This is a genomic window from Roseateles sp. GW821-FHT03B02 (assembly GCF_059421025.1).
In genome coordinates, this window is the sequence record NZ_JBWKUV010000003.1 from 156,886 (window position 1) to 181,994 (window position 25,109).

Below are 25,109 nucleotides of genomic sequence, written 5' to 3' on the forward strand. Positions count from 1 at the left end.
CGTACTACAAATGTAGAAGATTCGAGCGCCCGCAGGCAAGTGCCTTTCGGCAGGGGGTTCTCAGGCGATGGCGTCGGCCACGCGCGCCCGGAACAGCTGGGCGCGCTCGGCGCTGGAAGCCGCCTCGATGCTGGCGCAGGCCTCGGTCATCCAGTCGAGAAAGCGCGACTCGGTGTCCACCGCGCGGGCGCGGGCACGCAGTTCGGCATCCCGCCCGGCCAGCATGCGGCCGGCCAGGTCGAGCGCGAACATCTTGGCCCGCATCAGCCGGCGCAGGCCCTCGGCCCCATCGGCCGGCGCCGGCGCGGCGGGCGCTCCGGAGCGCGGCGGCTCGGCGCCAACACTGACCAGCCCTTCGCGCTGCAGGCCCCGCAGCGCCTGCGCACCCAGGCCCAGCGAGCGGGCCACATCCAGCAACTGGGCCTCGGTGCGTTGGCCGTCCACGCTGATGAGCAGCATGCGCAGCGGTGCGGGCAGGCTGCCGCGGGGGCCGGCCAGCAACTGGCGGGCAAGCTCGGTCTTGGTGGGAATGACGGACTGGGACATGACGGCTCCTCGGGCATCCTGCGGGACGGGCGCATCTTGTCCAGCCCGTTTGCAGGGCCCGTGACACCGCCGTGAAGCGCACGGCGGGCGTGAAATCCTCCGCGCTTCAGGCCGCCCCGGGCGGGTTGCGCAGCCGCTGGCTGAACCACCACAGGTGGCCGTCGGGATCGATGCAGCCATAGCTGCGGTCGCACCAGTAGTCGGCACCGTAGTCGTTGTCCACCGGCTCGTAGCTCACGACGGCGCCGGCCGCACGCGCCTGGGCGCAATGGGCGTCGACATCGTCGACGTAAAGGAAGAGCGACTGCGTGACCGCGCCGCCGATGACCCTGGGCGCGCGGCCCGCGACGCCGAACTTCGGCCCGCGCGCTGCGCTGCCCTCAGCCACCATGACGATGGCCTCGCCGTAGCGCAGCTCGCTGTGCATGACGCTGCCGTCGGGCGCGTCGACGACGATCTCGACCTCGAAGCCGAAGGCTCGTGCGTACCAGGCGATGGCCTCACGCGCGTTCTCGCAGTAGAGGGCCGATGACAGCCGAGGCCAGCCGGGTGGGGTGGGTTTCATCGCGGTCTCGCTGAAGCTGGGGTGCGGTTCAATGCTCGCATTGCGACTGCTGCTCGGCCACACCATGAAACGAATCGCCGCCGCCTGCGCCCTCGCCCTGCTGAGCGCCCTGTCCGCCCACGCCCAGGAAGCCCCCGCCTACGACGCCGCCAAGGCCCAGGCCTGGGGCGCCAACGACAACGGCCTGCGTCCCTACGTCTTCGTGCTGCTGAAGACCGGCCCCAAACGCATGCCCGACGGGCCCGAGCGCGATGCCATGTTCAAGGGCCATTTCGCCAACATGGAGCGCCTGGCCAAGGAGGGCCTGCTCGTGTATGCGGGCCCGCTGGACGGCCAGAACGGCCTGCGCGGGCTGTTCATCTTCGCTACCAAGGACGTGGAGGCCGCTCGCAAGGCTGTCGACACCGACCCCGTCATCGTCAACGGCGAGATGGTGGCGGACGTGCACCGCCACTTCGGCTCGGCCGCACTGCTGGCCGTCAACGATTGGCATCCCCGGCTCATCAAGCCGAAGCCGTGATCAGCCGCGGTTGAGCACCTTGGGCACGGGGTTGGGTCGCAGCCGGAACGCATCCGGCATGCCCGAGCCCAGCAGCGGGCGCAGGTAGAGGCGGAAGGCGTCGGTCACGTCGGTGCCGCTGGCGGTGATGAAGTGGTCTTCCATCGTGCGCGTCTTGCCGGCCACGGCGGCCAGGAGCAGCAGCGCGTAGTCGACCGCATAGGTGCCGGTGCGCTTGATGGCGACCGAGCCGTCGCGGTCGCCGTGGAAGGCGTATTGCACGGCCTTCTCGCCCACCTCGCGGGCCTCGCGCTGGTCCACGTCGGACACGCAGCCGAGGAAGCTGCGCTGCAGGTAGCCGAAGGTGTCGCCACGCACGCGCTTGATGCCGAGCTTGGCCTTGATCTCCTCGCACAGCAGGTCGGCCAGGGCGCCGGTGCCGCTGAGCTGCACGTTGCCGTGCGCATCACGCTCCAGGTCGCCCGCGAGCTTGGACAGCATGGGCGTGCCGGAGGCGTCGTGGATGCCCTCGCTGACGGCGATGACGCAGCGGCCGAAGCGTTCGTGCGTGGCCTTCACGTCGCGCAGGAACTGCTCGTTGTCGAAGCTGCGCTCGGGCAGGTAGATGAGGTGCGGGCCGTCGTCGTCGAACTTCTTGCCTAAAGCCGCGGCGGCGGTCAGGAAGCCGGCGTGGCGGCCCATGACGACGCCGACGTAGACGCCCGGCAGCGCCGCGTTGTCGAGGTTGGCACCGGCAAAGGCCTGGGCGACGAAGCGCGCGGCGGACGCGTAGCCGGGCGTGTGGTCGTTGCCGACGAGGTCGTTGTCGATGGTCTTGGGGATGTGGATGCAGCGCAGCGCGTAGCCCGCGGCCTGGGCTTCCTCAGACACGATGCGCACGGTGTCGGACGAGTCGTTGCCGCCGATGTAGAAGAAGTGCGTGATGCCGTGAGCCTTCAGCACCGTGAAGATCTCGTGGCAGTAGGCCGCGTCGGGCTTGTCGCGCGTGGAGCCCAGCGCCGAGGCGGGCGTGCCGGCCACCAGTTCCAGGTTGTGGCTGGTCTCCTGCGTGAGGTCGACGAAGTCCTCGTTGATGATGCCGCGCACGCCGTGCCGGGCACCGTAGACCTTGCCCACGCCGGCCTGCCGGCGCGCTTCGAGCACGACGCCGACCAGGCTCTGGTTGATGACGGCGGTGGGGCCGCCACCTTGGGCGACGAGGATCTTCGCGAGACTCATGAGCGCTCCTGGCTGTCGTCGAGTGACGGCGCAGTTTAGGGGCCGCGGAGTTGTTGCGGGCCGCTCCCGAGCCCCCGGGCTCAGCTCGCCATGAAGCTTTCGAGCTGATCGGCCGGCATGGGCCTGGCGAACAGCCAGCCCTGGCCTTCGTGGCAGCCCAGGCCGATCAGGTACTGCCGCTGCTCCTCGGTCTCGATGCCTTCGGCGATGACGGTCAGGCCCAGGCCGCGGCCGAGGTTGACGACCATCTGCGCGATGGTGGAGCCGGCGGTGGAGGACTGCGCCTCCTGCACGAAGGCACGGTCGATCTTCAGGCGGTCGACCTGCAGCTGGCGCAGCTGGCTCAAGGACGAGAAGCCGGTGCCGAAGTCGTCGATGGCGACGCTGAAGCCCAGGCGCTTGATGTCGGCCAGCACGCGCAGCACGAGGTCGGCGTCCTCCATGGCCATGGACTCGGTGATCTCGAGCTCGATGCTCTGGCCGACGACCCCGCAGTCCTGTAGCGCGCGGGCCAGCATGTCGATGAAGCCGGGGTGGCGGAACTGGGCCATCGACACGTTGACGGCCATGCGGAAGTCGGCGTGGCCCAGGCCCTGCATCTTCTTCAGCTGGCCGCAGGCGGTGCGCATGACGAATTCGCCGATGGGGATGATGAGGCCGCTCTGCTCGGCCAGCGGGATGAACTGGTCGGGCGGGATGAAGCGGCCGTCCGTCGCGCGCCAGCGCAGCAGCGCCTCGGCGCCGATGACGCGGCCGTTGACGATGTCCACCTGCGGCTGGTAGACGACGAACAGCTGGCTTTCCTCGAAGCCGGCGCGCAGGCCCTTGAGCAGCTTGAAGCGCTCGCGCGCGTCGCTGCCCATGGCGGCCGAGAAGTACTGCGACGAGCCGCGCTGCTGCTGCTTGGCGCGCTTGAGCGCGATCTGGGCGTCGAGCAGCAGCTCGGAGCCGACGGCCGTGGATTCGCCCAGGCGCACGAGGCCGGTGGTGGCGGACAGCTGCAGGCGTTCGCCGGACACCATGAAGGGATCGGCGAAGACGGCCTGCACGCTCTCGGGGCAGACCTTGGCGTGCTCGCCCAGCACACCGAAGGTGTCGGCGCCGACGCGGGCCATGGCCGTGTTCAGGCCCAGCATCTCGCTCATGCGGTGCACGACGGCCTGCAGCACCTGATCGCCGAAGTGGTGGCCGAAGGCGTCGTTGATGTCGGAGAAGTCGTCGATGTCGATCAGCGCAAGCGTGACGCCGGACGGGTCTTTCAGGTTCTTGTCCAGCAGCTCGACGAAGCGGTTGCGGTTGGGTAGGCGCAGCAGCGGATCGTTGTAGGCCTGGTCCAGCAGCTGGCTGTACAGAACCACGTTCTCGAAGCCGACGGCGATGTTGGAGCAGAAGGCGCGCAGCAGCTGCTGGTCCAGCTCGTCGAGTTCGCGGCCCACGTCCACGAGGGCCGCCATCGCGCGGCCCTGGCCCATGCCGAAGTACAGGCAGGTGCCGTCGTCATAGAGGTTGGCCTGCTCGCGCAGGCAGCGTTCCAGCCGCTCGCGCACGGCGGCGATCTTGACCTGGGCCAGCGGCCGGTCGATCAGGCCGCTGTACTGGCCGGCGGCGGCCACGATGCGCACCTCGTCGCCGTTCTCGCCACCCACCTGGGCGCAGACCAGGCCCTCGGGCAGGATGCCCAGCAAGGCGCAAAGCTGCGTGACGACGCCTTCCGCGAAACGCGACAGGCCACGCATGCGGGACAGCGAGGTGCTGCTCTCGACAATCATCTCCAGCCCGCGGCGGTTGGCCTCCAGCGCGCAGATCTGGCGGTAGGAGCGCACGGCGGCGGTCAGCACGGTGTAGAGCCGGGTGCGGGTCAGCTCGGACTTGGTCTTGTAGTCGTTGATGTCATAGGCCTGCACCGTCTCGATCTCGGGCGCATAGCCGGGCTGACCGGTGCGCAGCACGATGCGCACGGCGTTCAGGCGCAACTCGTCGCGGATGTGGCGCACCAGTTGCAGGCCGGCGTCCTCGCTCTCCATGACGACGTCCAGCAGCACGACGGCGAGGTCATCCTCGCTGGCGAGCAACTGGCGGGCTTGTGCAGCGGAGCTGGCGTGCAGGAAGACGAGGGGCTGGCCTTCGACGGTCAGCCCCTGCATGGCCAGTTCGGTGGCCTTGTGGACGTCGCCGTCGTCGTCGACGATGAGGATGCGCCAGGGCCGGTCGTTGTGGCGGTGTTCGCCGTCTGCGTGCTCGGGCTCGTCGAGCAGTTCGAGCAGATCGTCGTCAGCGGCGGGTGTCTCTTGCATGGGGGCCAGGGCTCCGGGCTTGGGCGGCCAGTGCGGCGGCCTCTTCTCGTCAAGAGCCGCAAGCGTAGTGCATCCTCACGCCGGCCGCCACGAAAAGCGGGGACAAAAGTCCCGCGATTCGCCTCAACGTTTTGCGGGTTTGCCCGGACGCGGCGCAGCACTGCGGCCGCCCCCCGTCACCCGCGGCGGCAGGCCCGTGTGCTGGGTCAAGAGCTGGCCCTTGCGCGCCGTCATCGTTGATTTGGCAGCCTTCATCGGCGCCTGGGCGGCGGGCTTGGCGGTGGTGGAGTTCTTGCGCCGCGCGCTCTCGTAGCTGCCGTCGGTGACGGGCTGGTAGGTCGGGATCAGGTGGTGCTTGCCGTTGCCGATGAGGTCGGCCCGGCCCATGGCCTTCAGCGCCTCGCGCAGCAGCGGCCAGTTGTTGGCGTCGTGGTAGCGCAGGAAGGCCTTGTGCAGCCGGCGGCGGCGCTCGCCGCGCACGATGTCGACCTTTTCGCCACGGGTCTCGTCGCGGCTGATGCCCTTCAGCGGGTTCATGCCGGAGTGGTACATGGCCGTCGCGGTGGCCATCGGGCTCGGGTAGAAGGTCTGCACCTGGTCGGCGCGGAAACCGTTCTTCTTCAGCCACACGGCGAGGTTCATCATGTCCTCGTCGCTGGTGCCGGGGTGGGCGGCGATGAAGTAGGGGATCAGGTATTGCTTCTTGCCGGCCGCCGCACTCGCCGCCTCGAACATCTGCTTGAAGCGGTCGTAGGTGCCGATGCCCGGCTTCATCATCTTGGACAGCGGCCCGTTCTCGGTGTGCTCGGGCGCGATCTTCAGATAACCGCCGACATGGTGGCTGACGAGCTCCTTCACGTACTCGGGCGACTGCACGGCCAGGTCGTAGCGCAGGCCCGACCCGATGAGGATCTTTTTGACGCCCGGCAGCGCACGCGCGCGGCGGTACATCTTGATGAGCGGGTCATGGCTGGTGTTCAGGTTCGGGCAGATGCCGGGGTAGACGCAGCTGGGCTTGCGGCAGGCGGCCTCGATCTCGGGACTCTTGCAGCCGATGCGGTACATGTTGGCCGTGGGGCCGCCCAGGTCCGACACGATGCCGGTGAAGCCCTTGACCTTGTCGCGCATCTCCTCGATCTCGCGGATGACGGAGTCTTCCGAGCGGCTCTGGATGATGCGGCCCTCGTGCTCGGTGATGGAGCAGAAGGTGCAGCCGCCGAAGCAGCCGCGCATGATGTTGACGCTGAAGCGGATCATTTCCCACGCCGGGATCTTGGTCGCGCCGTCGTGGCCGCCCTGCTCGTCTGCGTAACGCGGGTGCGGGCTGCGCGCGTAGGGCAGGTCGAACACGTGGTCCATCTCCGGCGTGGAGAGCGGGATGGGCGGCGGGTTGATCCAGAGATCGCGCTCAATGCCGTTGAAGTCGTAGCGCTGCACCAGCGCGCGCGCGTTGCCGGGGTTGGTCTCCAGGTGCAGCACGCGGTTGGCGTGGGCGTAGAGGACCGGGTCGCTCTTGACCTTCTCGTAGGCCGGCAGGCGCACGACGGTGTGGTCGCGCGGCGGCATCGTGATGCGGCCGGTCTTGTGGATCGTGATGGGCTTGGGCGCCGACGCGGATTCAGGTTCGGTCGCGCAGGAAGTTTCCTGCTTGATCTCCTGGTAGGGACTGATCAGCTCGTCGATGCGACCGGGGCGGTCCACTTCGGTCGAATCGAGCTCGAACCAGCCCTCGACCGTCGGGTCGCCCGTGCGGCGCATGAAGGCGGTGCCGCGCACGTCCGTCAGCGCCTCGATGGGCTCGCGGCGCGCCAGGCGGTGGGCGATCTCGACGATGGCGCGCTCGGCATTGCCGTAGACCAGCAGGTCGGCCTTGCTGTCCACGAGGATGGAGCGGCGCACCTTGTCCTGCCAGTAGTCGTAGTGCGCGATGCGGCGCAGCGACGCCTCGATGCCGCCGATGACGACGGGCACGTCCTTGAAGGCTTCCTGGCAGCGCTGCGTGTAGACCAGCGTCGCACGGTCGGGCCGCTTGCCGCCCTCGCCGCCCGGCGTGTAGGCGTCGTCGCTGCGGATTTTTCGATCAGCCGTGTAGCGGTTGATCATCGAATCCATGTTGCCGGCCGCGACGCCGAAGAACAGGTTGGGCTTGCCCAGCGCCTTGAAGGCGTCGGCGCTATTCCAGTCCGGCTGGGCAATGATGCCGACGCGGAAACCCTGGGCCTCCAGCGTGCGGCCGATGACGGCCATGCCGAAGCTGGGATGGTCGACGTAGGCGTCGCCCGTGACGATGACGATGTCGCAGGAATCCCAGCCGAGCTGCTCCATCTCCTGCCGACTCATCGGCAGGAAGGGCGCGGGGCCGAAGCGCTTGGCCCAGAACGGGCGGTAGGCGGTCAGGGCCTTCGGGGCGGTGGCGGGCAGGGCGGACATGGCCTTCAATTGTCGTTGTGCAGCCCCGGAAAGCACAAAGCCCGCGCCAGGCGCGGGCTTTGTGTGGGGGCGACGCGTGAATTACAGCGCGCGGATGTTCGCGGCCTGCAGGCCCTTGGGGCCCTGCTTCACTTCGAACTCGACCTGGGCGCCTTCGGCCAGCGTGCGGAAGCCGCCGTTGTTCTTGATTTCGCTGTGGTGGGCGAACAGATCCTTGCTGCCGTCGGCCGGCGTGATGAAGCCGAAGCCCTTGCCGTCGTCAAACCATTTGACGGTGCCGGTCTGGAGGGTGCTCATGGAATTTCCTTGCTGTTGTCGTGCTGTGCGGCCCGCTCCAGAGCGGCTGCGGGATTCACAACAACGTTCAGGAAACAAGCCAACAAAAAAGCGCCGGAATGTCGGCGCCGGGCTGAATTCTAGTTCAGGCGGCCATCAGGGCCTGCACAGCCACCGCCATGCCGCGGGCGCGCGGCGCGCCGCCGTCCACGCGGGCCTCCTCGAAGACCGCGCAGGCGCAGTCGCGGCAGGCGCCGCAGGCGGTGGCCACGCGCAGGTCGTCCTGCAGGGCCTCGAAGCTCGGGCAGCCGCTGGATGCGGCAATCGCGATGTCGCGGTCGGAGACGCGGTGGCAGACACAGACAATCATGGACGCAATATTAATGCGAATCGATCTCATTTGCAAAAAGAGCGGATTTGCCGAGGGGCTTTCGCTCGCGATACTGCGTGCCGATTTCACGTTCTGGAGCTCCCCATGAAAGGCGATGCACAAGTCCTCGTCCACCTGAACCAGCAACTCAAGCTGGAGCTGACCGCCATCAACCAGTACTTCCTGCATGCCCGGATGCTGAAAAACTGGGGTCTGATGAAGATGGCCAAGCACGAGTACGAGGAGTCCATCGAGGAGATGAAGCACGCCGACAAGCTCATCGAACGCGTGCTGACGCTGGAGGGCCTGCCGAACCTGCAGGACCTCGGCAAGCTGCTGATCGGCGAGAACGCCGTCGAGACGATGGAATGCGACCTGAAGATCGAGAAGACCGGCCATGCCCACCTGAAGGAGGCCATTGCCCACTGTGAAAGCGTGCGCGACTACGTCTCCCGCGAGATCTTCGTGCAGATCCTCGATGACACCGAAGAGCACATCGACCACCTCGAAACCCAGCTGGAGCTGGTCAAGACGGTGGGCGAGCAGAACTACCTGCAGTCGCAGATGAGCGAAGCGAGCTGAGCCGCTGCGTCTTCCGCATCAGCCGCCTCTTCCCAGGCGGCTTTTTCTTGCGTCAGAGAAAACGTTCCAGCAGCCGCTTGGAGTGCTTGTCCAGCGCCCAGCGGTCCGGCACCTGCAGCTGCACGCCGTGGCTGGACGTGATCAGCAGCCGGCCTTCCTCCAGGCGGCGGATGTCTTCCTCGCTCTTCAGCACGAAGTCGACCTCGCCGCGGTCGGTCTGGATACGCCAGGTGCTGGGCGTCGCGAAGGTGTTCACCGAGATCAGGCGCTGCAGCGTCGGGTGGAACTCGCGCGCGGCCAGCTCGGCTTCAAGCAGGCGGCGCGGGCCGTCGGGCAGGCCGGGCAGGCGCGGCACCCAGGCCAGTTCGTGGCCGTGCACGCCGACCAGCGACACCCCCTCGTCGGGCGCCGAGATCGGATGCGCGCGCACCGGCGTCACGCCGGCGTGGGCGACGCCGTTCAGGTCGGTCAGCACCAGCTTGCCGAAAGCGTCCAGCTGCAGGTCGCGAAAAGGAAGCGTGCTCATGCGTTCACCGTGTGCGCGTTCGGGTTGGGAGCCACGACCATCAGGCCGGCGTCATCCGCCTCTTCGGCATCGACGCGACGTGCCTGGGCCTCCCACAGCCGCCAGTAGTGGCCCTGCTTGGCGATCAGCTGGTCGTGCGGCCCCAGCTCGACGATCTCGCCGCGGTCCATCACCACCAGCCGGTCGGCCTTGCGCAGCGTGGACAGGCGGTGCGCGATGGCAATCGTCGTGCGGCCCTTGACGAGGTTGTCCAGCGCGCGCTGGATCTCCTTCTCGGTCTCGGTGTCCACGGCGCTCGTCGCCTCGTCGAGGATGAGGATGGCCGGGTCGATCAGCAGCGCCCGCGCGATGGAGATGCGCTGGCGCTCGCCGCCCGACAGCCCCTGGCCGCGTTCGCCCACCAGGCTGTCGTAGCCATGCGGCAGACGCAGGATGAACTCGTGGGCATGGGCCGCGCGGGCGGCGGCGACGATCTCGTCGCGCGTCGCCTCCGGCTTGCCGTAGGCGATGTTCTCGGCGATGGTGCCGAAGAACAGGAAGGGCTCCTGCAGCACCAGGCCGATGTGGCGGCGGTAGTCAGCCACCTTGATGCGGCGCAGGTCCACGCCGTCCACCTTGATGCTGCCCTCCGTCACGTCGTAGAAGCGGCAGATCAGGTTCACCAGCGTGCTCTTCCCCGAGCCGCTGTGGCCCACCAGGCCCACCATCTCGCCGGGGCGGATGTCCAGGTTGAGGTTGCGAACCACCGAGCGCGAGCCGTAGCGGAAGTTCAGGCCCTGCATGGAGATGGCGCCCGTCACGTCGTGGAAGGGCAGCGGCTGCACGGGGTCGGGCACGTTGGAGACGTGGTCCAGGATGTCGAAGATGCGCTTGGAGCCGGCCGCCGCCTTCTGCGTGACGGAGACGATGCGGCTCATCGAATCCAGCCGGCCGTAGAAGCGGCCGATGTAGGCCAGGAAGGCGGTCAGCGTGCCCACGGTGATGCTCTGGTGCGAGATCAGCCAGATGCCCACGCCCCAGACCACCAGCAGCCCCATCTCGGTCAGCAGCGCCACGCTGGGCGTGAACAGGCTCCAGGTCTTGTTCAGCCGGTCGTTGACCTGCAGGTTCTTCTGGTTGGCCTCGCGGAAGCGCTGGGCCTCGCGCTTCTCCTGCGCAAAGGCCTTGACGACGCGGATGCCGGGAATGGTGTCGGCCAGCACGTTGGTAATCTCGCCCCAGACGCGGTCGATCTTCTCGAAGCCGGTGCGCAGCTTGTCGCGCACCAAGTGGATCAGCCAGGCGATGAAAGGCAGCGGCACCAGCGTAGCCAGCGCCAGGCCCGGGTGGATGCTGAACAGGATGATGGAGGTCATCGCCAGCATCAGCACGTCGGTGATGAAGTCCAGCGCATGCAGGCTCAGGAAAACGCTAATGCGGTCGGTTTCCGAGCCGATGCGCGACATCAGGTCGCCGGTGCGCTTGTTGCCGAAGTATTCGAGCGACAGCCCCAGCAGGTGTTCGAAGGTCGCCGTGCGCAGGTCTGCGGCGATGCGTTCCGACACCAGCGACAGCAGATAGGTCTTGGCCCAGCCCAGCGCCCAGGAAAACAGCGCCGCACCGAACAGCCCGCTCAAGAGCAGCATGACCAGCCCTGGGTCGATGGCCTGGCCGTTCTGGAAGGGGATGAGCACCTTGTCCATCAGGGGCATGGTCAGGTAGGGCGACACCAGCGTCGCGCCGGTCGCGCCCAGCATCAGCGCGAAGCCGAGCAGCAACTGTCCCTGGTAGGGCCGCGCGAAGCGCCACAGACGCAGCAGCACCCAGGTGCTGGGCGGCTTGCTGGCCTCGCCGAAATCGAAGTCTTCGCCCTCGTCGTCCTCCGGCTCACGCGGCGCCTGGCCGGCCAGGCGCTGCTGCTCGCGGTCGAAGGCGTCGGCGAAGCGCACGGCCGCCGGATTGCAGGCCAGCGTGAAGCGCCAGCGGGCCAGGCGCTGCGCCGCGTCGAACAGCTCCATGAAGGCCAGACCGCCGTGGTCGCTGAGCCTGAGGCTCTGGCCCGGGGCCAGGGCCTGCTCGCGCCAGGCCCCGGCGCCGGGTTCGCAAGCCAGCAGGCGTGAATTCGTCAGCGCAATCAGGCCCCGGGCGAAGCGTCCTTCGGCGTCCAGGTCAACCTCCAGCGTGGCCACCACGTTCTCGCCAGCAAGGAGTCGCCCCTGCAGGGCGGCCATTTGAGGATGAGGCGCTATGGTGGGAGGAAGGTCTTGCATGTTGTTGTTCGTTCCGACGGACTGTCGCAATTCTCGGCCATGACTTCGGCGCACAATTCCACGCGCTCTCCTGCACCCACTCCCGACCCCATGAGCAAGAAGAACGACATCCGCCTGCTGCGCGTCAATTACCTGCGCGGGCCCAATATGTGGACCTACCGGCCGGTGCTGGAAGTCTGGCTGGACCTCGGCGAGCTGGAGGACTTCCCCAGCCACCTGCTGCCCGGCTTCAACGACCGCCTAACCACCGCCCTGCCCGCCCTCATCGAGCACCACTGCGGCGTCGGCGAGCGCGGCGGCTTCATCGAGCGGCTGCGCGAAGGCACCTGGTGCGGCCATGTGCTGGAGCACATCGTCATCGAGCTGCTGAACCTGGCCGGCATGCCCACCGGATTCGGCCAGACGCGCTCCACCTCGAAGCGCGGCGTCTACCGCATGGTCTTCCGCGCCCGTGACGAGCAGGTGGCCCGCGCGGCACTGGCCGAGGGCCACGCCCTGATCATGGCCATGATCAACGACGAGCACTTCGACGTGCCCGCCGCCGTGGCCCGCGTGCGCGACAAGCTCGACGACTGCTACCTCGGCCCCTCCACCGCCGCCATCGTGGCCGCGGCCACCGACCGCCGCATCCCCCACATTCGCCTGAACGACGGCAACCTCGTGCAGCTGGGCCACGGCCAACGTCAGCGCCGCATCTGGACGGCCGAGACCGACATGACCAGCGCCATTGCCGAGGGCATCGCCGGCGACAAAGACCTGACCAAGACACTGCTCAAGGCCGTCGGCGTGCCGGTACCCGCGGGCCAGGAGGTCAAGAGCGCCGCGGACGCCTGGGAGGCCGCCAAGGACATCGGCCTGCCCGTCGTCATCAAGCCCAGCGACGGCAACCACGGCCGCGGCGTCACGCTGGACATCGCCAACGAGATCGACTGCGAGGCCGCCTTCAAGCTGGCCGATGCGGAGGGCTCGTCCGTGCTGGTGGAGAGCTACATCCGCGGCAACGAGCACCGCGTGCTGGTGGTGGGCGGCCAGGTCGTGGCGGCCGCGCGTGGCGAAGCGGCCTGGGTGCACGGCGACGGCAAGCAGACCATCGCCGAGCTGGTCGACAGCCAGATCAACACCGACCCGCGCCGCGGCCTGACCGAGGACTTCCCGCTCAACCGGATCCAGCTCGGCGAAGACGCCGTCGTGCTGCTGGACCTGCAGCGCCAGGGCTTCTCGCCTGAGGCCGTGCCGCCCGCGGGCAAGAGCGTGCTGATCCAGCGCAACGGCAACGTCGCCATCGACTGCACGCCCGACGTCCACCCCGAGGTCGCGCACGCCGTCTCGCTGGCCGCCCGCACCGTGGGCCTGGACATCGCCGGCGTGGACCTCGTCACCGAGGACATTTCCAAGCCCCTGTCCGAGACCGGCGGCGCCATCGTCGAAGTCAACGCCGGCCCGGGACTGCTGATGCACCTGAAGCCCGCCGGCGGTGCGCCTCAGCCGGTGGGCCAGGCCATCATCGACCACCTCTTCGCCGAGGACGAGTCGGGCCGCATCCCCATCGTCGGCGTGGCCGGCTCGCGCGGCGGCCCGCAGATCACCCGCCTCGTCGCCTGGCTGCTGCACCTGAACGGCCGCCATGTCGGCCTGGCCTGCCGCGACGGCCTGTTCCTGGGCACGCGCCGCGTCGAGAAGACCAACAGCGCACGCTGGGACGCCGCCCACCGGCTGCTGATGAACCGCGGCGTGAACGCCGTCGTCGTCGAGAACGACGCGGCTTCCATCCTGCGCGACGGCCTGGCCTATGACCGCGCCCTCGTCGGCGTCGTCACCGACCTGGACGGCATCGAGTCCCTCGCCGACTTCGACGTGCAGGACATCGACCAGCTCTACAAGGTGCTGCGCACGCAGGTGGACGTCGTGCTCAGCGACGGCGCCAGCGTGCTGAACGCCGCCCACCCGCGCCTCGTGGATATGGCCGAACTCAGCGATGGCGAGGTCGTCTTCTACGCCGAGGACGGCAGCCTGGAGGCCGTCCAGCATCACCGCGACCGCGGCGGCCGCGCCGTCTTCCTGCGCGGCGGCGCCGCCGTGCTGGCCCAAGGCCCGGCCGAGACGCCCGGCGCCAACATCGACGCCCTGCTGCGCCGCTTCGGCGCCGGCACCACCGACGCCGCCACCCTGCTGGCTGCCGTCGCCGCCGCCTGGGCGCTGGGCATTTCGCCCGAGCTCATCGCTGCCGGCCTCGACACCTTCGTCCCCGAACTCCACCTCGCCTAACTCGAAACCCAAATGGACGTTTCCCGCACCCGCGCCCTGCGCGGCCCCAACATGTGGAGCCGCCACACGACCATCGAGGCCGTCGTGCATTGCAGCGAGGCCGAGCGCTCGCTCGAACGCCTGCCCGGCTTCGAGGCCCGCCTGCGCCAGCTCTTCCCCACCATCGGCGAACTGCGCGCCGACACCTCGCTGGCCCAGGTGCTGGAGCAGGCCACGCTGGCCCTGCAGGCCCAGGCCGGCTGCCCGGTCACCTTCAGCCAGACCCATGTGACGCCCGAGGCTGGCACCTACCAGATCGTCATCGAGTACAGCGAGGAAGACGTCGGCCGCCTGGCTTTCGAGCAGGCCGTCAAGCTCATCCAGGCCGCACTGGGCGACGGCGAGTTCGACGACGACGCCGTCATCGCCGCGCTGCGCGAGCTGGACGAGGACATCCGCCTCGGCCCATCCACCGGCTCCATCGTCAACGCGGCCATCGCCCGCGGCATCCCCTTCCGCCGCCTCACGCAGGGCAGCCTGGTGCAGTTCGGCTGGGGCGCCAAACAGCGCCGCATCTGGGCCGCCGAGGTGGACGCCACCAGCGCCGTCAGCGAATCCATCGCCCAGGACAAGGACCTCTGCAAGCGCCTGCTGCAGGCCGCCGGCGTGCCCGTGCCCATCGGCCGCCCGGTCGAGTCGGTGGACGACGCCTGGGCCGTGGCGCTGGAGATCGGCCTGCCCGTCGTCGTGAAGCCGCAGGACGGCAACCAGGGCAAGGGCGTCACCGTCAACGTGACGACGCGTGAAGGCATTGCAGCCGCCTACAAGGCCGCCGACGAGATCGGCCAGGTCATGGTCGAGAAGTTCCTGCCCGGTGGCGACTACCGGCTGCTGGTGATCGGCGACAAGCTCATCGCCGCCGCCCGCCGCGACCCGCCCCATGTCATCGGCGATGGCCAGCACACCGTCAAGCAGCTCGTCGACAAGGTCAACGCCGACCCGCGCCGCGGCGATGGCCACGCCACGTCGCTGACCAAGATCCGCTTCGACGACATCGCCGTCGCCCGCCTCGTGCAGCAGGGCCTGGCCCCCGAGTCGGTGCCCGAGAAGGGCCAGCGCGTCATCCTGCGCAACAACGCCAACCTGTCCACCGGCGGCACCGCCACCGACGTGACCGACGACGTGCACCCCGAGGTGGCAGCCCGCGCCATTGCGGCGGCCCAGGTCGTGGGCCTGCATGTCTGCGGCGTGGACGTCGTCGCCGAGAGCGTGCTGCGCCCGCTGGAGGAGATCAACGGCGGCATCGTCGAAGTCAACGCCGCGCCGGGCCTGCGCATGCACCTGAGCCCCAGCTTCGGCAAGGGCCGCAACGTCGGCGAGGGCATCATCGGCCACCTGTTCGGCAGCGGCAACAAGGCCGAGGACGGCCGCATCCCGGTCGTGGCCGTCACCGGCACCAACGGCAAGACCACGGTCACCCGCCTGATCGCCCACATGTTCGCCAGCTGCGGGCTGAAGGTCGGCATGACCAACACCGACGGCGTCTACGTGGACGGCCGCCAGATCGACAGCGGCGACTGCTCCGGCCCCAAGAGCGCCCGCAACGTGCTAATGCACCCCGACGTGGAAGCCGCCGTGCTGGAAACCGCCCGCGGCGGCATCCTGCGCGAAGGCCTGGGCTTCGACCGCTGCCAGGTCGCCGTCGTGACCAACGTGGGCGCGGGCGACCACCTGGGCATGAACTTCCTGCACACGGCGGAAGACCTCGTGCTGGTCAAGCGCGTCATCGTGCAGAACGTGGCGCCGACCGGCTACGCCGTGCTGAACGCGACCGACCCGCTGACGGCCCAGATGGCCGCCGTCTGCCCCGGCCAGGTCATCTACTTCGCCGCCGACCGCCACCACCCGCTGATGGCCACCCACCGCGCCCAGGGCAAGCGCTGCGTCTACGTGGACGGTGACCAGCTCGTCGCCGCCCAGGGCGTGTGGCGCGAGAGCATCCCGCTGCGCGACGTGCCGCTGACGCGCGGCGGCGTCATCGGCTTCCAGGTCGAGAACGCAATGGCCGCCGTGGCGGCGGCCTGGGCCGTGGGCCTGGACTGGGACACCATCCGCCGCGGCGTGGGCAGCTTCGCCAACGACGCCGACAACGCACCCGGCCGCTTCAACGTGATGGACTACCGCGGCGCGACCGTCATCGCCGACTACGGTCACAACGGCGACGCGATGAAGGCTCTCGTCGGCGCCGTCGCGGCCATGCCGGCGAACAAGCGTGTCGTCGTCATCAGCGGCGCCGGCGACCGCCGCGACGAGGACATCCGCGTGCAGACCGAGATCCTCGGCGCAGCCTTCGACGAGGTCATCCTCTACGAAGATGCCTGCCAGCGCGGCCGCCAGGCCGGCGAGGTCGTGGCGCTGCTGCGCGCGGGCCTGCAGGGTGCTTCGCGGACCAGGCACATCGACGAGATCGTCGGCGAGTTCATCGCCATCGACCGCGCGCTGGCTCGCCTGCAGCCGGGCGACCTCTGCCTGGTGCTGGTCGACCAGGTCGAGGAAGCGCTGGCCCACCTGTCCAAGCGCATCAGCGAAGGCTGAGGCAGGACCGAGAACAGCGCCTGCGCGCTGTTCGACGCCTGCCGAAGGGTCAGGCCACTGGCCTGACGCGGCCTGCAAGGCTGAGCCAGCGGCTTTCGGCGCGGTCGTCGTCGGCGCTCATCCAGCCACGCCCGACCAGCGCCCTGCGCTGCTCGCAGGCCCGCGCCACCACGGCCGCCTGTTGGGGTCCGTCCGCAAGGCCCTGCGCCAGCCGCACGAGCAGCTGCCAGCTGCGCAGGCCTTCGATGGCATCGGTGGGGTCCCGCAGCGCCCGCATCGCGTCCAGTCGCTCCTGCGCGGCCTGTGCCGCCGTGGCCGATGCCGCCGCGTCGCCACGGGCTGCGGCCAGGTGGGCGCAAGCGATGTGGAGGTTGGCTTCGAGTTCTGCGTCCAGCGCGCCCGGATCCTCGCGCAGGATCAGCACGCCGTCGCGCGTCCAAGCCGTGAGCCGGGTCGTCAGCGCCTCGGCCTCCCCCAACGCGCCGCAGCGCACATGGCTGACCGCCATCAGGCTGTCCATCCATGCATGCTGCCAGCTCCAGCGGTTTAGCGGGTCGGCCAGGCGCTGGGCCGTGAGCTCGGGCAGCCGGCGGCGCGCGCCTTCGTACAGCGCAGGGCCAGAGGCTTCGTCGCCCCGGTGCAGGCACAGGTCCAGCAGCGTCTGCGTGACGGCCACGAACTGGCGCTGGCGGTGGTCGTCGCCGGGGTTGGCGAGCAGGTCGCCCTGGGCCTGGGCCAGCGCCGGCTCCAGCACGAGCTGCGCCTCGTCGTAGCGCCCCACGGCCCGCAGCGTGATGGCGCGGCGGATGCGTGACTGCGCGAAGTCGGACGTGCGCACCGCCTGGCCGCCCGGCAGCGCCATGCCCTGCGCCAGCGCAGCCAGGCCCTCGGCATCGGTCGCCAGCGCCAGGTCCATCTGTCCGCCGATGGCCTGGTAGCCCGCCACCAGCCGCAGCGCGAAGGCCAGGCAGCGCAAGGCCATGGGCTCCTGCGGCGCGCGGGCAACGAAATCGCGTGCCGCCTGCAGCGCCTCGTCGCCATAGCCCCGGGCCTCGGCCAGCCGGCACAGGCCGTGCGTGCGGATGATGGAGTAACGCTGCTCGGCCACCAGCACGCGCAGGTTGCAGGCCTGCCGGTGCAGGGCCAGCGCCTCGGGCCGCAGCGCGGCGGCGCGGCCGGCATGGGCCGCGCCGCGCTCCACCGCCTCGAAAGCCGCCTCGGAGCGGCGCATCTGCCGCATCACCGCGTACCGCCCCTCCAGCGCCGCCGCCATGGCGGCATGCCAGTCGGCCGAGGCCTGCTGGCGTGGCGCCAGCGGCTCCAGCACTTCCAGCGCGCGGTCGTAGTGCATCAGCGCGCCGCGCGCATTACCCAGGTTGTTCGCGTTCTCGTGCCCTTCCAGCCGCGCCAGCCGGGCCAGCGCCCAGCCCAGCGCGATGCGCTCGGCGTCGCCCATGGGGCCGAACTCGGCCTGGCGCTCCAGCGACTGCTCGGCCGTGCGCACCAGTTGGCGGCGCCCCTCGATCAGCCCCTGCTCCAACGCGTCGTTCACTTCGAACACCATGCTGTTGGCCAGGTGGCGCAGCTCGGCCAGGTTGCGGGTGGCGGCATCGCGCGCGCGGGCGACCTCGTCGCGCGCCAGCTGCGCCCGGCGGGCCTGCACCAGCGCGAGCACGAGGCCGGCGGCCATGCCGCCCACGCCCAGGGCCAGCGTCACATGCCCCTGCAGCAGCGTGGACAGCAGGCCGGTGACCAGACCCAGCAGGCCCAGCGCCGCCGCACCGGCGGCCACACGGTTGCGGCCCAGCCATTTGCTGAACAGATAGCCCACGCTGGCCGCGCGGGCGCTGACCGGGTGGCCGCTGAGGAAGGCTTCCACGTCGGCCCGCAGCGCGTCCACGCTGGCGTAGCGGCGGCCGGGCTGCTTCTCCAGCGCCTTCAGCAGGATGTTGTCGAGGTCGCCCTCCAGGCGCTTCCTCGTGCGCAGCCACTGCGGGTCCACCGCCTCAGTGGGCGACAGCCGGCTGGGTCGGGTGGGCGCCTCTTCCAGCACGCTGCGCGCGGCCTCGGCCGGCGTGGTGGCCTTGCGCCCGGTGGGCCGTGTGCCGGTGAGCATCTGGTAGAGCAGCACGCCCAGGCTGTAGATGTCGGTGGCGGTGCTGACCGGCTCGCCGCGCACCTGCTCGGGGCTGGCGTAGTTGGGCGTGTAGGGGCGCTGGCCGCCCACCGTCGTCTCGCCGCCGTCCAGGCCCTCCAGCGGGTCCAGGGCCTTGGCGATGCCGAAGTCCAGCAGCTTGACCTGGCCAGAGACATCGACGAGGACGTTGCCGGGCTTGAGGTCGCGGTGCACCAGCAGGTTGCGGTGGGCATGGGCCACGGCATCGGCCAGCTGCAGGAACAGTCCCAGGCGCTGCTCCAGGTCCAGCGGCAGCGCGGCCTGGTCGATGGGCTGGCCGTCCACGTGCTCCATGACGAAATAGGGCAGGCCTTCGGCGCTGGCGCCAGCATCCAGCAGCCGCGCAATGCCCGAATGGCTGAGCCGCGCCAGCGCCTGGCGCTCCTGCGCGAAGCGCTGCAGCACGGCGGCGCTGTCCATGCCGCGCTTGAGCAGCTTGACGGCGGCCCGGCCCTCGTACTGACCGTCGGCGCGGCGGGCCTCGAAGACCTCGCCCATGCCGCCCGCGCCGATGGCCTGCACCAGCGTCCAGTTGCCCAGGCGCTGGCCCAGCCGCGCGGCCGGCCCGGGCACGGCCGCCGGGCTGGCCAGGAAGCCCCGCTCGCCCGCGGCCTCCTCGTGGTGGGCCAGCAGGCTGCGCAACTCGGCCAGATCCTGTGCAGCGAGATCGGCCTCGGCGATGAGCGCCTCGCGCCGCGCCGGCCCGGCCTCGGCGGCAGCGTCGAACAGCGCTTTCAGCCGCGCCCAGCGCGCAACGTCCTGGATGGGGGTTCCCTGCATGGGCGGCGAGTATTGCCAATCAGCGCCGGTTGACCATGCGGGCAATCAGCATCGCGTGCTGTGGCGCGATGTCGGCGGCGGGGATAGGGATTCGGCGGGGCATGGCGGCTTGCATCTGCACACGCAGCCGATCCGGGCCGCGAGGACCATGCGCCATGCAAGAATTTCCGCATGAGCCCGCCCGCCGCGCCGTCCGACGCCCTCAACCAGAGCCTGTACGACGAGCTGCACCGCTGTGCCGCCGCCCAGATGCGGCGCGAAGCCGCCGGCCACACGCTGAGCGCTACGGCGCTGACCCACGAGGCCTGGATGCGCATGGCCGAGCAGACCCGCACCGAGTGGCAGAGCCGCAGCCACTTCCTGGGCGTGGCCGCGCTGATGATGCGACGCATCCTCATCAACCACGCCATGGCCAAGCAGGCTGCCAAGCGCGAGGCGGCACTGGTGTCGCTGACGCTGACGGAGGCCCAGCAGGTGGCTGGCGGCATCGACGCCGACGTGCTGCGCGTGCACGAGGCGCTGCTGGCGTTCGAGCAGCAGGACGCGCGTGCGGCCAAGGTCGTCGAGCTGAAGTTCTTCGGCGGGCTGGAACTGGAGGAGATTGCCGACGTGCTGCAGCTCAGCCGCACGACGGTCAAGCGCGACTGGGCGCTGGCCCGGGCCTGGCTGCACCGGGAACTGGCCGGCTAGCGATACCTGGCCAGCAGCCGGTTCAGCTCGCCTTCGCCAACCAGGCTCTGGATGGCCGTGTTCAACGCCGCCAGCCCGACCGGGCTGCTGGCCGACAGCGCACATTGCGCCAGCACCTCGGAGACGACCAGCGGCGGGTGCAGCGGCAGCTTGAAGTGGCCGATGCGCTGCTGGTACTCCAGCGCGCGCCTGCCCGTCAGCGCGTGCTGCACCCGGCCGAGGCCGAGCTTCTGCAGATTGGTCAGCGCGTCGGGGGCATCGTCACGCATGAAGCTGGCGCGCAGCGCGTCCGACACCTCGGGGTAGACGTAGCCGCGCACCGTGCCCACCGGCTGGCCGGCCAGCGCCGTCAGCCCGGCCGGGGCCGGGGCCGTGGCGGCGCTGATCAACAGGGCCTGGTCGGGGATGAAGGGGCGGCTCCACGCGAAGGCGCCGGGCAGCCAGTCGCTCTGGTAGTCGCACAGCAGGTCGCCCTCGCCGCGCTGCAGGGCCTCGGCCAGACGCTTGCGCGGCACGGGCCGGGCGACGAGGTCGCGGCCCAGACGCCGGGCCAGGGCCTGGCCGATGTCCAGGTGCAGCCCTTCGACGACACGCTCGCCCTCGATACGGGCCTGGGGCATCAGCGCGCTGGTCTCCACCAGCATCACCAGCGGGCGGGGCGGCTGCGCGCCGGCGAGCGGGCACAGCAGCAGGGCGGCCACGCCGCCCAGCATCCTCCGCCCCCAACGACGCCTTGTGCCGACCATGGGGCTGCATCATGCCGCGCCTGCCAATTCCGAGGCGGGCAGGGGCCGATCGACCCCGGCCCGAATGTGACCGGCGCACGCAAAACCCGCCACGCCTGCGCGCCACGGCGCGGGTGGCCCCGCTAGACTGGCCCGTCACCCTCTCCCACGACCGCCCGATGAAGTCCCGCCTGCTGTTCGCCACCCTCGCCCTGGCCCTGGCGGCCCCGCTGGCTCAGGCCCAGGACTCCCGGGCCAGCACCGTGATGCCCGGCACCGCGCCGGTGGCGGCCGACGACCTGCTCTACCGGGAGCTCGGCGGCAAGGAGGTCATCCAGGCCTTCACCAACGATTTCTACGACCGCATGCTGCAGGACGCGCGCATCGCGCGCTACTTCGACGGCATCAACATGAAGCACCTCAAGCGGGTGCTGGCCGACTACTTCTGCGTCGTGGCCGGCGGCCCCTGCGTCTACGACGGCGTCGGCATGAAGGACGCGCACGCCCACCTGGGCATCGACCGCGCCGCCTTCAACGCGCTGGTCGAGAACCTGCAATGGGCCATGGATGCCGCCGGCGTGCCCTTCGGCGCGCAGAACAGGCTGCTGGCGCGCATGGCCTTCTTCCATCGCGACATCGTCACGAGATGACGCGGCCGCGCTGACGCCTGCGCGCAAGCCCGCCACCAGCTCCGTGACAAGCAGCGTCACAGGCATCCCCTAGGCTGTCGGCATGCGCCTGCCCGAATCCCTGTCCCGCCGCCTGCCCTCCTGGTGGCCGCTCGCGCTGCTGGCGCTGTGGCTCGCCGCCCTGGCCGGCTGGCGGCCCGTGGCCCTGCCCGACGAGGGGCGCTACGGCGGCGTGGCCTTCGAGATGCTGGCGGACGGCCAGTGGCTGACCCCCACCCTCTTCGGCCTGCCCTATTTCCACAAGCCGCCGCTGATGTACTGGATCGACATGGCGGCCATCCATCTGCTCGGCCCCACGCCGCTGGCCCTGCGTGCAGCGCCGTTGCTGGGCGCCTGGTTGCTGGGCCTGGCGCTGTGGATCGAGGCGCGCGCCCGCTTCGGGCTAGACGGCGCCCGGCAGGCCCTGGCCGTGCTGGCGGTGCTGCCGCTGTTCTACCTGGGCGGCCAGTACGCCAACCACGACATGCTGGTGGCGGGCTGGATCTCATTGGCCATCGTCAGCACGCGGCGGGCACTGGCCCCCGAGGGGCACAGCCTCGGCTGGCTGTGCTTGGCCTGGGCCGCGATGGGCCTTGCCCTGCTGTCCAAGGGCCTGATCGGCGCGGTGCTGCCCGGCCTCGTCGTGCTGCCCTGGCTGCTGTGGAACCGGCGCTGGGCGGCGCTGCGCTTCGCGCTGCACCCGCTGGCCCTGGGCCTGTTCGCGGCCATTGCCCTGCCCTGGATGTGGGGCATGCAGCAGCGCTTCCCGGGCTTCTTCGACTACTTCGTCGTCGAGCAGCATTTCCGCCGCTACACCGAGGCGCGCTTCAACAATGCCCAGCCCTGGTGGTTCTTCCTCGCCGTGCTGCCGCTGGGCACGCTGCCGCTGAGCCTGCGCCTGCCCGCCGCGCTGCGCCGGCTGGGGTTCGACCTCTGGTGGATCGTCGTCATCGTCGCCTTCTTCTCGCTGCCGCGCTCCAAGCTCGTCGGCTACGCGCTGCCGGCGCTGCTGCCGCTAGCCCTGCTGCTGGCCGAGGCCTGGCGCGGCCGGCGCAGCGCGCGTGCCGCCTGGATGGCGGGCGCGCTCGTCTGCGCGGCCAGCGTGCCCGCCGTCGTGCGCTGGGGCCAGCCCGACCATGCCGACCTAGGCAGGGCCCTGCACGAGCGCCTGGCCGCGGGCGACCGCGTGCTGCTGGCCGGCGAGCCCTTCTTCGACCTGCGCCTGCAGGCCCGCCTCGCGGTGCCGCCGGCCGTGCTGGCCGACTGGGATGCCTTGCGCAGCCAGGGCGGCGACAACTGGCAGCGCGAGCTGCTGGATGCCGCACGCTTCGATCCGGCGGGCGGCAGCCGGGTGCTGTGGACTCCGGAGCGCCTGGCGCGCGAACGCTGCGCACCGGGGCGGATCTGGCTCGTGGCCGCGCCGCAAGACGCGCTTCCCGGGGCGCGCCCCGTCCTCAGCGGCCGGCGCGGGACGCTGTTCGAGCTGCCGCGCCCGGCCGGTTGTCCGTGAAGCGGCTGGGGCGCTACGCCGCCGTCGGCGGAGCCGCGACGGCCGCGCACTACGCGCTGATGGCCCTGGCCGTGGAAGCGGGGCATTGGCCGGCCTGGCTGGCCTCCGGCGCTGGCGCGCTGCTGGGCGCGCAGGTGGCGTTCTGGGCCAACCGGCACTACACCTTCGCGCACCGCGGCCGCTGGGCGCCGGCCTGGTGCCGCTTCCACGTCACGGCCGGCGCCGGTGCGCTGCTGGGCATGGGGCTGGTCGCCGCGGGCGTGCGCCTCGGGTTGCACTATCTGCTGGCCCAGGCCGGGGCGACCGTCGTCGTCATGCTCGCCGGCTATGCGGTCAACCGGGTCTGGTCGTTCAGCCGAGAGTGACGCCGAACTCCGCCAGGTCGGCCGCGAAGGCATCGCTGGCCAGGTAGGCCATCTCGCGGGCCCGCGCGGCGGCGATGGCATCGCCGGGATCGGGCCCGCCCAGGGCCGGATGGCAGAACAGCAGCGCGCCGTCGGGTGCGCTGCGCAGCCAGCCCCGCATCAGCGCGCGGTAGTCGGCGCGCGGATCGAAACCGTAGACGCCGACCAGGGCCGGCGCCACGGGCCAGCCGCGCGAGCGCATCTCGGCCGCCAGCGCGCGGCCGCCGCAGGCCTCGATGACGCGGCGCTTGAAGGCGAAGCCGGGGCCGAGCACCCGGCCGGTGTTGCGCAGCGGCAGGCCCAGGCCCTGCGCGGCGGCCAGCACCAAGGGCCGCACGCCCGGCAGGGCATGCACATGCTGGTGGCCGTCGATGAAGGCGGGCGACCGGCCGGCGACGGCGACGAAGCGCTGCAGCTGGGCCTGGAATTCGTCGGCCACCGCGTCGGGCAGGTGGCCGAGGGCGGCCCAGGTCAGCAGGGCGCCCAGGCTCGGCAGGCGCGGCCAGTGGCGGCGCAGCGCCGGGCTCAGCGGTTCGCCCTCGGTGAGGTTGAAGTGCAGGCCGGCGGCGGCGGCGCAGTCCTGCAGGGCCGGGCCGGCTGCCGCCCAGCGTGGCGCCGTGACCAGGCAGCTCAGCGCCGTGATGCGCCCCCGTGCCGCCAGCGCCAGGATGCCGCGATCGATGGCCGGCCCCAGGCCATAGTCGTCGGCGCAGACCGCCAGCCGGCGCGGCGGCGTCATGGCGGGTTGCCGCTGTCCTGCGCGACGAGGTAGACCGGCCGGTGCTTGACCTCGTCGAAGATGCGGCCGATGTACTCGCCCATGATGCCGATGGACAGCAGCTGCACGCCGCTGAAGAACATCAGGCCGGCCACCACGGTCGGCCAGCCGGGGATGGGATGGCCGTAGAGCAGGTGCTCGAGCACGATCCAGCCCCCGTAGGCCAGGGCACAGAACGCAACCAGGCCGCCGAGCGCGCTCCAGATGCGCAGCGGCAGGTTGCTGAAGGCCGTCACGCCATTGAAGGCCAGGTGCAGCAGACGGCTCATCGAGAAGTGGCTGCGGCCGCTGGCGCGCGGCCGCGGGGTGTAGGGCAGGAACTCCGTGCGGAAGCCCACCCAGGCGTACAGCCCCTTCATGAAGCGGTTGCGCTCCGGCAGTGCGTTGAGGGCGTCGACGACGCAGCGGTCCAGCAGCCGGAAGTCGCCTGCATCGGGCGGGATGTAGAGCCGGGTCGAGGCATTGACGATGCGGTAGAACAGCCGGGTCCCCCAGCGCTTGAGCGCGCCCTCCTCGTCTCGGTTGGCGCGCACGGCGCAGACCATGTCGGCCCCGCGCAGCCAGGCCGCGTGCATGGCGGCGACGAGCTCGGGCGCATGCTGGCCGTCGGCGTCCATCAGAAGCACGCGGTCGGCGTCGGCCAGGGCCAGGCCGGCGGTCAGCGCGGCCTCCTTGCCGAAGTTGCGCGACAGCTTCACATAGCGCAGCGGCAGGCCCGCGGCACGCGCGGCCAGCGCCACCGCACCGGTGTCGTCGCTGCTGCCGTCGTCGACGAGCAGGATGCGCCAGCGCGGCGTCAGCGGGCCCAGCACGCGTTGCAGCTGCCCGAAAAGGGCCGGCAGATTGGCCGCTTCATTGAACGCCGGCAGGACCACGTCCAGGCTGGCACCGGGATCTCGGGTCACGGCAGACATGCCTGCATTCTTGCCGCAGTCCATGACACGCGCCTTATGCCGGACTGAC

At 70.4% G+C, this 25,109-nt stretch carries 21 protein-coding genes; 8 read left to right on the forward strand and 13 right to left on the reverse strand.

The annotated features are described in order from the left end of the window. Positions 1-60 precede the first annotated feature (60 nt). Together AC07VX_RS10510 and AC07VX_RS10515 are read right to left on the reverse strand one after the other, a co-directional pair. Positions 61-546 (reverse strand): hypothetical protein, encoded by a 486-nt coding sequence (locus tag AC07VX_RS10510; RefSeq protein ID WP_493164669.1) that lies wholly within the window; start codon positions 544-546, stop codon positions 61-63. A 106-nt stretch (positions 547-652) separates the two neighbouring features. Beyond that, entirely contained in the window at positions 653-1,111 is a 459-nt protein-coding gene (locus AC07VX_RS10515) for a VOC family protein (RefSeq protein WP_493164670.1), read from the reverse strand. Positions 1,112-1,175: 64 nt separating this feature from the next. On the opposite strand from AC07VX_RS10515, the gene AC07VX_RS10520 reads away from it, so the two are divergent. After that, positions 1,176-1,631 (forward strand): YciI family protein, encoded by a 456-nt coding sequence (locus AC07VX_RS10520; RefSeq protein ID WP_493164671.1) that lies wholly within the window; start codon positions 1,176-1,178, stop codon positions 1,629-1,631. Here AC07VX_RS10520 and AC07VX_RS10525 read toward each other — a convergent pair whose 3' ends face one another. From AC07VX_RS10525 to AC07VX_RS10545, 5 genes are all read right to left on the reverse strand, one after another. After that, positions 1,632-2,849 carry a 6-phosphofructokinase gene (locus tag AC07VX_RS10525; RefSeq protein WP_493164672.1) on the reverse strand — a complete coding sequence of 406 codons (1,218 nt, stop codon included), beginning with the start codon at positions 2,847-2,849 and terminating at the stop codon, positions 1,632-1,634. It abuts the gene before it with no gap. An 80-nt stretch (positions 2,850-2,929) separates the two neighbouring features. Then, positions 2,930-5,143, reverse strand: a complete 2,214-nt coding sequence (locus tag AC07VX_RS10530) for a putative bifunctional diguanylate cyclase/phosphodiesterase (RefSeq protein WP_493164673.1) — start codon at positions 5,141-5,143, stop codon at positions 2,930-2,932. Between the two features lie 123 nt (positions 5,144-5,266). Continuing rightward, positions 5,267-7,573 carry a YgiQ family radical SAM protein gene (locus AC07VX_RS10535; protein ID WP_493164674.1) on the reverse strand — a complete coding sequence of 769 codons (2,307 nt, stop codon included), beginning with the start codon at positions 7,571-7,573 and terminating at the stop codon, positions 5,267-5,269. 81 nt (positions 7,574-7,654) lie between these two features. Further along, entirely contained in the window at positions 7,655-7,870 is a 216-nt protein-coding gene (locus tag AC07VX_RS10540) for a cold-shock protein (RefSeq protein ID WP_493164675.1), read from the reverse strand. 124 nt (positions 7,871-7,994) lie between these two features. Then, entirely contained in the window at positions 7,995-8,219 is a 225-nt protein-coding gene (locus tag AC07VX_RS10545) for a (2Fe-2S)-binding protein (protein ID WP_493164676.1), read from the reverse strand. A 105-nt stretch (positions 8,220-8,324) separates the two neighbouring features. Here AC07VX_RS10545 and bfr point away from each other — a divergent pair, with 105 nt between their 5' ends. Then, positions 8,325-8,801, forward strand: a complete 477-nt coding sequence (bfr, locus tag AC07VX_RS10550) for a bacterioferritin (protein ID WP_493164677.1) — start codon at positions 8,325-8,327, stop codon at positions 8,799-8,801. Positions 8,802-8,853: 52 nt separating this feature from the next. Here bfr and AC07VX_RS10555 read toward each other — a convergent pair whose 3' ends face one another. Together AC07VX_RS10555 and AC07VX_RS10560 are read right to left on the reverse strand one after the other, a co-directional pair. Next, a complete protein-coding gene (locus AC07VX_RS10555; RefSeq protein WP_493164678.1) occupies positions 8,854-9,327 on the reverse strand; it encodes a cyanophycin metabolism-associated DUF1854 family protein in 474 nt (157 codons plus the stop codon). Further along, a complete protein-coding gene (locus tag AC07VX_RS10560; RefSeq protein WP_493164679.1) occupies positions 9,324-11,576 on the reverse strand; it encodes a cyanophycin metabolism-associated ABC transporter in 2,253 nt (750 codons plus the stop codon). Before AC07VX_RS10560 ends, AC07VX_RS10555 begins: the two co-directional genes overlap by 4 nt. 90 nt (positions 11,577-11,666) lie before the next feature. Here AC07VX_RS10560 and AC07VX_RS10565 point away from each other — a divergent pair, with 90 nt between their 5' ends. Both AC07VX_RS10565 and cphA read left to right on the forward strand, forming a co-directional pair. Then, entirely contained in the window at positions 11,667-13,841 is a 2,175-nt protein-coding gene (locus AC07VX_RS10565; RefSeq protein ID WP_493164680.1) for a cyanophycin synthetase, read from the forward strand. A 12-nt stretch (positions 13,842-13,853) separates the two neighbouring features. Then, complete coding sequence (gene cphA, locus AC07VX_RS10570; RefSeq protein WP_493164681.1) at positions 13,854-16,415, forward strand: cyanophycin synthetase; 2,562 nt, start codon at positions 13,854-13,856, stop codon at positions 16,413-16,415. 49 nt (positions 16,416-16,464) lie between these two features. Here the strand turns inward: cphA and AC07VX_RS10575 are convergent, their stop codons facing one another. Then, entirely contained in the window at positions 16,465-19,371 is a 2,907-nt protein-coding gene (locus AC07VX_RS10575; protein WP_493164682.1) for a serine/threonine-protein kinase, read from the reverse strand. Between the two features lie 171 nt (positions 19,372-19,542). Here AC07VX_RS10575 and AC07VX_RS10580 point away from each other — a divergent pair, with 171 nt between their 5' ends. Further along, positions 19,543-20,061 (forward strand): ECF-type sigma factor, encoded by a 519-nt coding sequence (locus tag AC07VX_RS10580; RefSeq protein WP_493164683.1) that lies wholly within the window; start codon positions 19,543-19,545, stop codon positions 20,059-20,061. On the opposite strand, the gene AC07VX_RS10585 is transcribed toward AC07VX_RS10580, so the two are convergent. Further along, on the reverse strand, positions 20,058-20,762 hold the full coding sequence (locus AC07VX_RS10585) for a substrate-binding periplasmic protein (RefSeq protein WP_493164684.1): 705 nt from the start codon (positions 20,760-20,762) through the stop codon (positions 20,058-20,060). The genes AC07VX_RS10580 and AC07VX_RS10585 overlap by 4 nt on opposite strands. 203 nt (positions 20,763-20,965) lie before the next feature. Here AC07VX_RS10585 and AC07VX_RS10590 point away from each other — a divergent pair, with 203 nt between their 5' ends. The 3 genes from AC07VX_RS10590 to AC07VX_RS10600 all read left to right on the forward strand — a co-directional run bounded on the left by AC07VX_RS10590 (position 20,966) and on the right by AC07VX_RS10600 (position 23,329). Next, positions 20,966-21,436, forward strand: coding sequence for a group I truncated hemoglobin (locus AC07VX_RS10590; RefSeq protein WP_493164685.1), 471 nt, complete (start codon positions 20,966-20,968; stop codon positions 21,434-21,436). Between the two features lie 82 nt (positions 21,437-21,518). Next, on the forward strand, positions 21,519-22,964 hold the full coding sequence (locus AC07VX_RS10595) for an ArnT family glycosyltransferase (protein WP_493164686.1): 1,446 nt from the start codon (positions 21,519-21,521) through the stop codon (positions 22,962-22,964). Next, positions 22,961-23,329: a GtrA family protein gene (locus AC07VX_RS10600; protein ID WP_493164687.1), complete on the forward strand. Its 369-nt coding sequence runs from the start codon at positions 22,961-22,963 to the stop codon at positions 23,327-23,329. Before AC07VX_RS10595 ends, AC07VX_RS10600 begins: the two co-directional genes overlap by 4 nt. Here the strand turns inward: AC07VX_RS10600 and AC07VX_RS10605 are convergent. Together AC07VX_RS10605 and AC07VX_RS10610 are read right to left on the reverse strand one after the other, a co-directional pair. Next, complete coding sequence (locus AC07VX_RS10605; RefSeq protein WP_493164688.1) at positions 23,316-24,107, reverse strand: ChbG/HpnK family deacetylase; 792 nt, start codon at positions 24,105-24,107, stop codon at positions 23,316-23,318. The two genes, AC07VX_RS10600 and AC07VX_RS10605, sit on opposite strands and share 14 nt — an antisense overlap. Further along, positions 24,104-25,060, reverse strand: coding sequence for a glycosyltransferase family 2 protein (locus AC07VX_RS10610; RefSeq protein WP_493164689.1), 957 nt, complete (start codon positions 25,058-25,060; stop codon positions 24,104-24,106). The genes AC07VX_RS10605 and AC07VX_RS10610 overlap by 4 nt, the downstream gene beginning before the upstream one ends. Positions 25,061-25,109: the final 49 nt, after the last annotated feature.

Excerpts from the sequence above, each read along its gene's own strand:
- AC07VX_RS10510 (WP_493164669.1), bottom strand. The coding sequence starts at position 546 with ATGTCCCAGTCCGTCATTCCCACCAAGACCGAGCTTGCCCGCCAGTTG.
- AC07VX_RS10515 (WP_493164670.1), bottom strand. The coding sequence starts at position 1,111 with ATGAAACCCACCCCACCCGGCTGGCCTCGGCTGTCATCGGCCCTCTAC.
- AC07VX_RS10520 (WP_493164671.1), top strand. The coding sequence starts at position 1,176 with ATGAAACGAATCGCCGCCGCCTGCGCCCTCGCCCTGCTGAGCGCCCTG.
- AC07VX_RS10525 (WP_493164672.1), bottom strand. The coding sequence starts at position 2,849 with ATGAGTCTCGCGAAGATCCTCGTCGCCCAAGGTGGCGGCCCCACCGCC.
- AC07VX_RS10530 (WP_493164673.1), bottom strand. The coding sequence starts at position 5,143 with ATGCAAGAGACACCCGCCGCTGACGACGATCTGCTCGAACTGCTCGAC.
- AC07VX_RS10535 (WP_493164674.1), bottom strand. The coding sequence starts at position 7,573 with ATGTCCGCCCTGCCCGCCACCGCCCCGAAGGCCCTGACCGCCTACCGC.
- AC07VX_RS10540 (WP_493164675.1), bottom strand. The coding sequence starts at position 7,870 with ATGAGCACCCTCCAGACCGGCACCGTCAAATGGTTTGACGACGGCAAG.
- AC07VX_RS10545 (WP_493164676.1), bottom strand. The coding sequence starts at position 8,219 with ATGATTGTCTGTGTCTGCCACCGCGTCTCCGACCGCGACATCGCGATT.
- bfr (WP_493164677.1), top strand. The coding sequence starts at position 8,325 with ATGAAAGGCGATGCACAAGTCCTCGTCCACCTGAACCAGCAACTCAAG.
- AC07VX_RS10555 (WP_493164678.1), bottom strand. The coding sequence starts at position 9,327 with ATGAGCACGCTTCCTTTTCGCGACCTGCAGCTGGACGCTTTCGGCAAG.
- AC07VX_RS10560 (WP_493164679.1), bottom strand. The coding sequence starts at position 11,576 with ATGCAAGACCTTCCTCCCACCATAGCGCCTCATCCTCAAATGGCCGCC.
- AC07VX_RS10565 (WP_493164680.1), top strand. The coding sequence starts at position 11,667 with ATGAGCAAGAAGAACGACATCCGCCTGCTGCGCGTCAATTACCTGCGC.
- cphA (WP_493164681.1), top strand. The coding sequence starts at position 13,854 with ATGGACGTTTCCCGCACCCGCGCCCTGCGCGGCCCCAACATGTGGAGC.
- AC07VX_RS10575 (WP_493164682.1), bottom strand. The coding sequence starts at position 19,371 with ATGCAGGGAACCCCCATCCAGGACGTTGCGCGCTGGGCGCGGCTGAAA.
- AC07VX_RS10580 (WP_493164683.1), top strand. The coding sequence starts at position 19,543 with ATGAGCCCGCCCGCCGCGCCGTCCGACGCCCTCAACCAGAGCCTGTAC.
- AC07VX_RS10590 (WP_493164685.1), top strand. The coding sequence starts at position 20,966 with ATGAAGTCCCGCCTGCTGTTCGCCACCCTCGCCCTGGCCCTGGCGGCC.
- AC07VX_RS10595 (WP_493164686.1), top strand. The coding sequence starts at position 21,519 with ATGCGCCTGCCCGAATCCCTGTCCCGCCGCCTGCCCTCCTGGTGGCCG.
- AC07VX_RS10605 (WP_493164688.1), bottom strand. The coding sequence starts at position 24,107 with ATGACGCCGCCGCGCCGGCTGGCGGTCTGCGCCGACGACTATGGCCTG.
- AC07VX_RS10610 (WP_493164689.1), bottom strand. The coding sequence starts at position 25,060 with ATGTCTGCCGTGACCCGAGATCCCGGTGCCAGCCTGGACGTGGTCCTG.